The sequence below is a fragment of the Spirulina sp. CCY15215 genome (assembly GCF_016888125.1).
GTDB lineage: Bacteria > Cyanobacteriota > Cyanobacteriia > Cyanobacteriales > Spirulinaceae > CCY15215.
Genome location: NZ_JACSWA010000412.1, coordinates 1 through 10,754 on the forward strand (window position 1 = coordinate 1; position 10,754 = coordinate 10,754).

Sequence of the window (10,754 nt, forward strand, 5' to 3'; positions counted from 1 at the left end):
TTAGTAGCAGCACTCTAATTGGCGGATTTAATCGCAAGTGGGGCTTACCTTTACCCCAAGTTCCTGCTCTTGCTGCTGGTACCGTTGTTGTGTTTAAGGATACCGAACTCACTGAAGAACAAATTCAACAATTGCAAGGGCAGGGCATTGGCGATCGCCGCAATGAAGGTTTTGGACGTATCGCTATTAATTGGCATCAAAAAGACATATTTTCTGCTAAACTTCCAAAATTCTTTATTGGAGTGCAACAACCTTCTATCAGTTCTACAGTTCAACCTCTCGCTAGATGTATGGCAAAGCGACTTTTACGCCAAAGATTAGAACTAGAGCTTAAAAAGAAGGTTGATGAGAGTGAGCTTCAGCGTAATCCCAATGGTAAGTTCCCAATTTCCAATAGTCAACTCTCTAGGTTAATGCTCATTGCTCGTAGAGGCTTGAATTCCGAGCCTGTAAGTTTGAAGCCTGTCAATGACTTACTACATCCTGACAATCTTACGAAAACAGCATTAGCACAATTTCGGACAACAAAATTTAAACAGAAATCTTTGTATGATTGGCTTCAAGAAATAATCACAGATCCTCATCATTGGTTGGAGCGGTTTGAGCAAATTTCAGCAGTAAAACTCAGTCAAGAAATTGAAGTTAACGTTACTGATTTATTAGCTAAAGAGTACACATTAAAACTAATTATAGCGGTTGCAAAACGAGCAACCAAGGAGAAGTAAAAATGACTCAGATGAAGCCTTCATCTAATCAACGCATAAAGCGAAAACAACGGGAAATTATACGTCGCATTATCGTGCGGGGATTGCTGGTATTGAAATCCCCAACCTGTTTGGGAAGTGGTGATGCTGATAGCCCTACAGATATGCCACTACTCCGAGATAGTATTTCTCAAAAGGCTCTTTTAACAGGTGCATCAATTGCAGGTGCATTGCGGAATTATCTGCGAGAGTACGAGCATAGCTATGGAACACAGGAATCTAAAAATGATCTTGCAGCTACTCTTTTTGGTGCAACTCGTCAGGATGATGATGGCGATCAAAGTCCTTTGATTATTTATGATTCTATCAGTAGCGCAATCCCTATATTAGAGCTACGAGATGGAGTGAGAATTAACAGTAAAACTGGTACGGCTGATGATAAAGCAAAATACGATCTAGAGTTGCTGGCTGCTGGTACAGAGTTTCCCATTCAATTTGAGTTGTTAATCGATAAACAAGCAAATGCAAATGATTTACTAAAAGGATTAGCGATCGCGCTGTCTGGCTTAGAAAAAAGCGAAATCAGCTTAGGAATGAAAAAACAGCGAGGTTTTGGTTCTTGTCAGGTCAAAGAATGGCAAGTTTTTAACTTTGATTTAACCGATCTCGTTCAGTGTCGTAAATGGTTAGAATTTGACCATTGGACTCGAGGCTTTTTACCAGAAACACCTGACCAACAAACGTCAATTATTCAGGCTTTGGGTGTTTCCTTAGATGACATTCAGGATAAACGCGATCGCTTGACTCTTGAAGCTATTTTTAAGCTAGAAGGTTCTTTACTCATTCGCTCGGGTCAAGCATCAGTAGGACGCGCACCGGATGTCGTTCATCTCAAATCCAATCGCAATGGAGAAGACATTCCCGTGATTTCTGGTACAAGTTTAGCAGGCGTTTTACGTCATCGTGCCGAACGTATTCTTAATACATTGCGAGGCTCAAATAACTCAAATTTAACGATTCTCAATAATTTATTTGGTGATGTTGATGAAAACCAAAAGACGGCTAAAGCAAGCCGTATTACTGTACATGAAGCTGAAATTAAAGAAGCGGAGGATTTGGTGCAAACCAGAATAGCGATCGATCGCTTTACTGGCGGTGCATATCATGGAGCATTGTTTGACGAACAACCAATTTGGGGCAATGATAAGACAAGTCTAACAATTAATCTTGAGGTACGAAAACCTAGCAATTCTGAAATTGGTTTACTTTTGCTGTTGCTCAAAGATTTATGGACAGGCGATCTCCCTATAGGGGGTCAAAGTAGTATCGGTCGCGGTCGATTAAAAGGTATTAAGGTAACACTTTCCCGCTACAAGCCCGACAAAACAACAGAATGGACGATTTCTGAAACAGATGGACAACTTCAGGTTAGCGATGCAGAGGAGTTAGAAGCCTTCGTTCAAGCACTTGTCAACCCAATTTCAGGAGGTAATGTAGCATGATAATAGAAGAAATATGCAAACATTTATCCGATCCGAGTTTTGCAAGCGATCGCGATCTGCAAGACTGGATCGATTGCCAACAGCAAAAACATCAGTTTAAGTATTTGTTAGTTCATGCTGATGATGGTGTAATTTGGGGTCGTTTTGATGACAATCATCTAACTACGGCTGAAACGATATTCTGCAAACCGGATTTTGATTTTCCCTCTCTACAAGTTCTCACGCTCCAACAATGCCGGATGTTCAATTCAGACAAAGAAATATTACTTTGGCGATCTGGGGAAACTTGGCGATCTCGTCTGGTTCAAGAAATTCCCGATCTAGACAAAATCCCAGAAGGACAAATTCTTTGGGGAACTCATGGAGAGAAGCGAGATAAATTCACCTTACTCTGGGATGGTTCACAAGGACTCAAACACGCTGTTCCTTTCACTGATATTGACTTAGAAGCCGATAAAAGACTTACCCGACCCATTCAATTGATGGTTCATCACTACATCGATTATGACAGTGATGGTGTTGCTCGGATTGTTCTCAGTCGTCTTGTTGATTTAACTACAAAAAATCTTAAAAATTAGGAGTTTTAATGATGTCTTTTCCAAAACATTTGAAGCACGTACCAGAAGATCGCAAAGCTGTTGCACCTTATAATTTTGTGGAGTTACCGGAGACAGTAGTAAAAGCTGAAGAATTACCAACAGGCGATCGCTACTATCCTAGTAAAGGTGAAGATGTCACAGTTCCTCGTTATACTGGAAAGTTTCAATGCACTTTAACTACTCAATCTGTTGTCTATACTCGATGTGGCTGGTCTCCCGATGATTTTAAACAATATGCTGAACTCAAATTTAACGAATTGCCAGATGAAATTAAGAAAAAACGCGCTAATTTCTTTACTTATCCTGATTCAGAAAAGCCTGTAATTCCCGGCAGTAGTCTACGAGGAATGTTACGAACATTAGTTGAAATTGTCAGCTTTAGTAAGATTACACAGGTGACAAATTATAAATTGTTTTATCGTTCTTTAGGCGATCCCGCACTCAAGACAGTCTATATGGAAAATTTTGTGGAAAAGATTGGAAAAGTTCAGCATTCACCACATCCACTAGCACCTTGCTATCGTTCAAAAGTTCGTGCTGGTTTTCTCAAGAAAAAAGGAAGTTTTTATGTGATCGAAGAATGTGGTTTTGGTCGAATTGATCGAAAGAAATCTAATCGAATTATTCCACAGAATAATGATATATATCGGGGACATAGCCCAAATAAAACACCAAATTGGAATTATCAAAATCAAACAATCTACGTTGACATTGATTCAACTGAAAGAGATTATTTTTTTCCAAAACAAACTACCAATAGAAACAATAGAAACAAACTTAGACATCCAGATATTTACTTGCGCTATCGAAAAGTTCATAAGGCTAGTTTTACACCTTCACCTGATCTAATTAAAGCCACGCTAGTTCTTACTGGCGACATGAAATATAAGCATTTAGAGTTTGTCTTTCTCGATCAACAAATAAATGAGTATATAGTTCCAGAATCAATGATTAATCGCTTTCATGACGAAGATCAAATCACTAAGTGGCAAGGAGAAGCATTTCCCAAAGATAGCCCCTCTCCTAACTGTCGTCAAAAGAAGGGTCATCTTAGAGACTCAGAACCCGTTTTTTTCTTATTAGATGACCAAGAAAAAATCCACTTTTTTGGTAGGGCGCAGATGTTTCGCCTTCCTTACTCTCTTTCTCCACTAGATTTTGTCCCAGAATATTTACGCAAAAACACAGAAACAGATATTGTAGAGGCTATCTTTGGTTATGTTGAAGGTGAAAAAAGAGCTAACGCTCGTGCTGGACGTATATTCATAACAGATGGTTTGCTTAAGCAAAATCAGCAAGAAAAAATCAAAAATAGTTTAGAAAGAACACCTCAAGAGATTCTTTTGTCAAGTCCCAAGCCAACAACATTTCAACACTACCTTGTACAAGAAAATCATGAAAGTAAAAATTTAAAACACTATTTAAGTCAACCTTCCACAAAAAATGATCGAGGGCAAACAGTTATTCGAGGACATAAACTCTACTGGCATAAACCTGTCAATTTTAATACTCAAAACTCTACGTCAGATACACAGACAAGTCTTATTAAACCTATCGGTTCATCCGATTCATCCGATTCATCAATTCAGTTTAGTTTTGATATCCACTTTGAAAATCTAACAAAGATTGAACTTGGTGCGATACTATGGATATTAAGTCTTAGCAACAAAAAATCAAAGCAGTTTGATGTAGGAAAGCCAGACGAACAATATTGTTTATCATTTGGTATGGGTAAACCTCTAGGTATGGGTGCTGTAAGTATTGATTATGAATTATTTCTGAGCGATCGCACGAAACGCTATAGTCAATTATTTGGAAATAGTCAATGGAAAGCAGGAGAAGAAAAATCTACAGACGTGCAACAGATTGAGTCTATACGATCTTTCGAGAAATTTGTCCTTGATACAATTTCCCCATCTTGCGATCGTTTAAGACAAGAACCAAGAATTCAATCGCTCTTAGCAATGTTGAGATGTGACAAAATACCATCTCAAAATGAGATAAAATATATGGAGCTTAAATGTTTTAAAAATCGCCCAGTTTTACCTACTCCCCTACAAGTAATTGGTTGGGAGGACGATCAAAATGATGATAATAATCCCAATTCTGGTGGTTCGGGAGGAACGCCTAAACCTAAACCCAAGCCTCGAGATCCCACTGGAAGCACTCGCCCCAAAAAAAAATCTGACAAGCAAAAATCTTTCGATTGGGGAGGAATGGCAGATACAACAGGAGGCATTAACAAAGCTCTACAAAGATCCAAACGGCCAAAACCAAGATAATGCTGAGGTAAGGACTAATTATAAAGAACAACAAGTTGCTAGATGATTAGAGATTCTATCTTTTGACAGGATTGCTGTCCCTAAATTCATTCTTGTACCCATTCTCGCACCGCACGATATAAATCACCTTATATGCAAATCGCAAGCCATCTAGAGCAGCAATTCCAAGTCCTCACCGAATTCACCCCACGCCCCTTCCAGCGAAAGACGATCGCGCATCTCCTTGACACAACCAGCGTCATTCTCCGCGCACCCACGGGATCGGGGAAAACCGAAACCGCGATCGCGCCTTTTCTTATCGCTCTCAAACACGACTGTGACTTTCCCCGTAAGCTCGTTTATGCCGTCCCCCTGCGAACCCTTGCCAACAGCCTGCGCCAGCGCGTCGATCGCTTGGTCGATCGCTACTGGCAGGACGCGCCGCAGCAACGCAAGCCCCTCGTTACCTTACAAACCGGAGAAAATCCTGAAGACCCTAAATTTGAAGGGGATATCGTCTTCTGTACCATCGACCAATTGTTGAGCAGCTACCTTTACCTGCCTTATAGCGTCGGACGGGGTTCGGCAAACGTAAATGCAGGAGCGATCGCGGCAGCGTACTTGGTTTTTGACGAAGTGCATTTATTCGATCCCGATCGCGCCTTCGCCACCATTCTCTTCCTATTGCAAGAACGCGGCAGCCTCGCCCCCTTTTTGGTCATGACGGCAACGCTGACGGAAGTAGCACGGGAGGAAATCTACCGAGCGTCGCGGGCACCCATCGAGCGGGTCGAAGTCACAACCGCAGAACTCGTTGAAATCGAAGGCAATCGCTCGCGTTTCGTCGAACTGGCGCAAGCTCCCATGAGCGCGGAGGCCATATGGCAGGACATGAAACGCGAAGGACGGCATCGGGCGATCGCCATTTGCAACCAGATCCGCATTGCCCTCGCCCTCTACCTCGATTTACGGGAACTCGTTCCGGCAGATGTGGAAGTGATTTTGCTCCACTCGCGGTTTCTTCCGAAGGATCGCGCTGCCAAAGAAGCACGCTTGCAGCAAGAATTCGGTCGCTTCCCAGAGGACGAGGAACGCATCATTCTCATTGCAACCCAAGTCATCGAAGTAGGATTGAATATCAGTTGCGAGGTTTTGCACGCTCAACTCGCTCCAGCAAATGCCTTGGTACAGCGATTCGGACGCTGCGCTCGGTTTGCCGGACAAACGGGGCGCGTTTTCGTCTACGATACTGTCGAAGTTGGGGATCTCGAACTCGAAGAATCCCGTCAGCCCCATGCTCCTTACCGAACAGCAACGTGCGAACTCATGCGAGATGTTCTCCTCGAACGCAATTCCTCGGATACTATCGGGGAAAGCGTAGGGTTTTTTCGGGAAATTGAATGGCTCGACCGAGTTCACGGCGACGAAGATTGTCAGAACGCTCGACGACGACAGCAGGGTTCGGGGGAATTTGCGCGGAAGTTTGAGGCAGCGTTGCGGGGCGATCGCGGCGTTCTCCCGGACCTCATTCGCGAGCGAGATAGCTGCTTTTTATACTGCCAGCCCGACGAACCCTTATTATTCGACGACTTTGATGAAGATGCCGTTCGCTTCGATCCGGCAAAATACCGTTCATTTTCCATACCCCAACGAACTTTATTCGGATTGTGGGGAAAAGCGGAAGAATTATTCCTGTCGCCACAGGATATTTTCCGAGGCGTGGAACTATCGGGCGATCGCGAGGATTACGGCACGCCCTATCTTGTCAAATTCGGGACGCGATCGGGATTGCTCTCCCACGTTCATATCGTTATCGATTCCCGTTATGCTTTCTACGATGCCGAAGCTGGATTGCGCCTCGACCTCGAAGGGGGCGGCAGTTATCGTTCCGAATGCAGACCCCGCATTTCGTCGAGACGATCGGATTTTGTCTACCACATGGATACCTACATCGCGCACTTAGTCTTGATGGGACGGTCGTGGCGAGAACCGTTTTCGGAAAATGGCACGGTCTGGGGGAGCTTGCGATCGGAGTTGGGAACGATGGGAGGCAAGGTATTGCAGCGCTTTTGGTTTCCCGACGCGACGAACTCTGACACAATCGCGCTATTCGATTTTCTCATCTATTTGACCATCTTCGGTCACGACCTCGGCAAGCTCCAGCAATCGTGGCAAGATGCCATGCGGGAGTGGCAATCGATCGCTTGCTCTCGCTTTAAAAAGCACGATCCGCGTCACCATCTCCTCGCCCATACCGACTACGATCCTGCTGACCCCAAGCAATATCAGGCTCACAAGCAATGCAAGCGTCCCAATCATGCCGTCGAAAGTGCGGTGTTGATGCAGCCCGTTCTCCAACAGTCTTTTGTCCCTTTTTTGCAATCTCGATTTAATGCCGACCGTGCTGCAATTCCGATTTTGTGTCAAGCACTCCTGCTGGCGATCGGCCGCCATCATTCAGCTCGGGCGCGAGGATGGAAAGATCGAGGACGAGAACCACTCGTTTTACATCCTCTCGCACCCGATGCAATTTCTCGGAGTTGGAAGCAGGTAATGCGTTTCTTGCCTTTTTACGAATCAATTCCCGCACCCGTTTTCGAGAAGTTGGAATGTACTAAGAGTCCCATGTTTCTCGATGGGTTTTCTTTATACGATTCGCCCTTGCGATTGCTCTACGGTCTTTTGGCACGATCTTTGCGCTTGTCGGATACTCGTGCGGTTCGGCGATTGTAGTGTTGTCGCATCATATATAATGGCATCAGATCTAGAAATTTGTACGAACCGAAGAAGAAACGTAAGGGGTCAAACAATCACCGCAAAGCTCCCTCGGCTACGCTGGGGAAAATTGCATTTTCGCATCATGGCCAAATCCAAGGAATTCCGCAAGCTCCTACAGCAACAACGCCCCCCTCGCAAATCCAAGGCTGCATCCGAGCCAGCCCTCATTGAACGCGAATTCACCGAGCAACAACGACGCATCATCGCAATCATCGGCACGAACAAAAGCGGCAAAATCCATCGCGTTAGCAAAGACCGCCTCATCATTTACCGCGATTATCTCAAAGCTACTCTGCAATTGCCCTGTCCGGCCATCGATACCGCCGACTTTGATGAAGACGAGAATGCTACGCCGCAACCTTATCATCTCATTGCGATCGCAGATGACGACAATTTATTGTTCGGCATCGTTGCAGCCCTAGAACATACGCCAACCCGAGAAATCGCCACCGCTCCCCTCCTCGATCTCGAAGTCCCAGAAAGCTCGGTGAATTATCAGCTTGTCGAAGATTATAAAACATGGTACTTGAAATATCTGGCTTAATGGCAGTGAAATTAACAAAACCCCCGATTCTTTGGGAAACCGGGGTTGCCGCGTTAGTTTTTGCGTTGACATCCTCCCCGCTCTAAAGAGACGGGGATTCCCCAAACAAATTCAATTGAATCCATTCAGGGGCGGTTGACGCTTCACTGGATGGTGCTTCCTTAGCGGAAGTCTGACCCGTTCCTCCACGTCCGTTTATAGTCTCAGGATGTCCCCCCGCGACTTCGATGTTTATTGCGGCATTCTCATCTCTATCATGTGTTTCTCCGCACCAGAGACAAGTCCATTCACGGATCGATAGGTCTAATTTACCTCCTCTTTGCCTGCATGACGAGCAGGTTTGCGAGGTTGGCTCCCATCGGTCTATGACTTTAAATTCACGACCGTACTTATCAGCCTTGTTAGACAGCATGGTTCGGAATTCACGCCATCCCAAGTCGCTAATTGCACGGGATAGCTTGCGATTTTTCATCATGCCACTCACATTCAAATCTTCTAACGCAATCGATTGGTTTTCTCGGATTGCTTTAGTTGATAATTTATGCAAGAAATCCGTGCGGGTGTCTTTGATTCTAGCGTGCAACTTGGCAACTTTTTTACGTGCTACTTCACGACGTTTACTACCTTTCTGTTTCTTAGAAAGTTTACGCTGCAATTTTCTCAATCGCTTGAGATTTTTCTTTAGCGGCTTAGGTGCTTTGACTTTTTCACCATTGCTAAAGGTCGCAAAAGTGCTGATTCCTAAATCAATACCGCAAGACTTTTCAACCTTGGGTAATGGTTCTGGAATGATTTCTACAACGAAACTCAGAAAGTAGCGATCGGCACTATCTTTGACAACCGTTACTGAGGATGGGGTTGAGGGGAGTTCGCGACTCCAAACAATTTTTACCTTGCCGATTTTAGCGAGATAAACATTATGCTGACCGACCTTAAAACCACCACGAGTAAATCTTGCAGATTGTCTCGATTTACGCTTTTTGAATCGTGGCGGTTTAACTTTTTTACCTTTGCGTTCGCCTTTGCAAGATTTGAAAAAGTTGGAGTAAGCTACGTTTAAATCATTCAGAGATTGTTGTAGAGGAATATTAGAAACCTCTCCTAACCATTCTCGCTCAATTGTCTTTTTAGCTTGGGTGATGAACTGTTTTTGCAATTCTCCATTCTTCGGCTTTTCCCCTTTATTTTGATACTGTTTAATACAGAACGCTAACGCATCATTCCACACGACTCTGACACAGCCAAACAATTGAGCTAAGGCTGTTTTTTGTTCTTGCTTTGGATAGATTCGATAGCGGTATCTAGCTTTCATTGTCTTATTTTATCATAAATTTGTGGCTCTTCTCTAAATATTTGAAAAGCCGCCCACAGCGAAGCTAAAGCGCTTGGGGGATGGCGAGGTTTCCTCGCCATATTCAACCAAGTAAGAGAGGACGGGGCTTTAAACCCAGTTTTTTTGGTAATGGCGCAAGCAGTAATGGCAATTGCCGACAAGCTCGATCCAGTATCGGGAATTAACGGTATCTTCGAGAGCAATGAAGAGACTATGACCGCGCCGTTGCTGTTTGTCAGCGTTGCGGAAGATTCGCCTAATTATCGGCTGATTGAGGATTACAAAGCATGGCAGTAGTTCATTACAGCCCGGTGAAGACGGCTGGCATCCCAAGAAAATTAAGGCATCTTTGAGGTGAAAAAGCGGTGCGACCCCGGCGAGGTTTCCTCGCCTAGCGGTCAGACCCCGCGTCGGCGTAAGACGCAAGGGAATGCTGACCAAGAGAGGGAACGCGCACCAAGAAAAGGTAACATTAGTATCAAGGCATCTTCAAATGTTAATGCGATCGCATTTCTTTTCCTCGTACAAACAATCATGGAGACGTTTGCAACGGATTTTTATTAACGATACTTTGCCAAGCTGCTTTTTCGCGATCGCTTACCAATGCTAAAGTTGGAATACGATAATTTCGCGAAGTTTCATAGTAAAAAACTTTCGTTTGTTCTCCACCTTGTATTGTAAATTCTCCAAGTATATTAGATGCTCCTTGGCAGCCAATAGTCAAGAGACCAAACCAGTTACTGCCATTATTTCCAGAATAAATCCAAACAATTCCTTGCTCTCCTTGTCGAGGAATTGGGCTTTGCTCCCAATTTTTGCATTGCCAATTTGTAACCTCAATCATCTTAGCGTAATGTAAATCTATCCATCGCAGCCCATTCCCAGCATTTTGTTGATAATTTGACTGAGGAACATCAAATACTGCGCTTAAATATCTAGGGTTTGCTGAAAAGAGATAAAAAGATTGCTGTGTAAGGCTTAGAGAAACAAAAAAATAGAATTAAATGGGATAAAAAGGGGTAGAATAGAGAAA

8 protein-coding genes and 1 pseudogene are annotated in these 10,754 nt (G+C 43.9%); 7 read left to right on the forward strand and 2 right to left on the reverse strand.

The window, feature by feature from the left end:
• The 6 genes and pseudogenes from JUI58_RS11740 to JUI58_RS11765 form a co-directional block, all read left to right on the forward strand.
• Positions 1 to 725: pseudogene (locus JUI58_RS11740) on the forward strand (hypothetical protein); the annotation flags it as partial.
• Positions 726 to 727: 2 nt separating this feature from the next.
• Positions 728 to 2,206 carry an RAMP superfamily CRISPR-associated protein gene (locus JUI58_RS11745; protein ID WP_204103976.1) on the forward strand — a complete coding sequence of 493 codons (1,479 nt, stop codon included), beginning with the start codon at positions 728 to 730 and terminating at the stop codon, positions 2,204 to 2,206.
• Entirely contained in the window at positions 2,203 to 2,784 is a 582-nt protein-coding gene (gene csx19, locus JUI58_RS11750) for a CRISPR-associated protein Csx19 (protein WP_204103977.1), read from the forward strand. The genes JUI58_RS11745 and csx19 overlap by 4 nt, the downstream gene beginning before the upstream one ends.
• Positions 2,785 to 2,795: 11 nt before the next feature.
• Positions 2,796 to 5,087: a TIGR03986 family CRISPR-associated RAMP protein gene (locus JUI58_RS11755; RefSeq protein ID WP_204103978.1), complete on the forward strand. Its 2,292-nt coding sequence runs from the start codon at positions 2,796 to 2,798 to the stop codon at positions 5,085 to 5,087.
• Positions 5,088 to 5,219: 132 nt separating this feature from the next.
• Positions 5,220 to 7,799: a CRISPR-associated helicase Cas3' gene (gene cas3 / locus JUI58_RS11760; protein WP_204103979.1), complete on the forward strand. Its 2,580-nt coding sequence runs from the start codon at positions 5,220 to 5,222 to the stop codon at positions 7,797 to 7,799.
• 127 nt (positions 7,800 to 7,926) lie between these two features.
• Entirely contained in the window at positions 7,927 to 8,388 is a 462-nt protein-coding gene (locus tag JUI58_RS11765; RefSeq protein ID WP_204103980.1) for a hypothetical protein, read from the forward strand.
• Positions 8,389 to 8,470: 82 nt separating this feature from the next.
• Here the strand turns inward: JUI58_RS11765 and JUI58_RS11770 are convergent, their stop codons facing one another.
• Positions 8,471 to 9,700 carry an RNA-guided endonuclease TnpB family protein gene (locus JUI58_RS11770; RefSeq protein ID WP_204103981.1) on the reverse strand — a complete coding sequence of 410 codons (1,230 nt, stop codon included), beginning with the start codon at positions 9,698 to 9,700 and terminating at the stop codon, positions 8,471 to 8,473.
• Positions 9,701 to 9,850: 150 nt separating this feature from the next.
• Between JUI58_RS11770 and JUI58_RS11775 the strand changes: the two genes are divergently transcribed.
• Positions 9,851 to 10,018 carry a hypothetical protein gene (locus JUI58_RS11775; RefSeq protein ID WP_204103982.1) on the forward strand — a complete coding sequence of 56 codons (168 nt, stop codon included), beginning with the start codon at positions 9,851 to 9,853 and terminating at the stop codon, positions 10,016 to 10,018.
• Positions 10,019 to 10,253: 235 nt separating this feature from the next.
• On the opposite strand, the gene JUI58_RS11780 is transcribed toward JUI58_RS11775, so the two are convergent.
• Positions 10,254 to 10,565: a hypothetical protein gene (locus JUI58_RS11780; RefSeq protein WP_204103983.1), complete on the reverse strand. Its 312-nt coding sequence runs from the start codon at positions 10,563 to 10,565 to the stop codon at positions 10,254 to 10,256.
• Positions 10,566 to 10,754: the final 189 nt, after the last annotated feature.

Excerpts from the sequence above, each read along its gene's own strand:
- JUI58_RS11780 (WP_204103983.1), bottom strand. The coding sequence starts at position 10,565 with ATGATTGAGGTTACAAATTGGCAATGCAAAAATTGGGAGCAAAGCCCA.
- JUI58_RS11770 (WP_204103981.1), bottom strand. The coding sequence starts at position 9,700 with ATGAAAGCTAGATACCGCTATCGAATCTATCCAAAGCAAGAACAAAAA.
- csx19 (WP_204103977.1), top strand. The coding sequence starts at position 2,203 with ATGATAATAGAAGAAATATGCAAACATTTATCCGATCCGAGTTTTGCA.
- cas3 (WP_204103979.1), top strand. The coding sequence starts at position 5,220 with ATGCAAATCGCAAGCCATCTAGAGCAGCAATTCCAAGTCCTCACCGAA.
- JUI58_RS11765 (WP_204103980.1), top strand. The coding sequence starts at position 7,927 with ATGGCCAAATCCAAGGAATTCCGCAAGCTCCTACAGCAACAACGCCCC.
- JUI58_RS11775 (WP_204103982.1), top strand. The coding sequence starts at position 9,851 with ATGGCGCAAGCAGTAATGGCAATTGCCGACAAGCTCGATCCAGTATCG.
- JUI58_RS11755 (WP_204103978.1), top strand. The coding sequence starts at position 2,796 with ATGTCTTTTCCAAAACATTTGAAGCACGTACCAGAAGATCGCAAAGCT.
- JUI58_RS11745 (WP_204103976.1), top strand. The coding sequence starts at position 728 with ATGACTCAGATGAAGCCTTCATCTAATCAACGCATAAAGCGAAAACAA.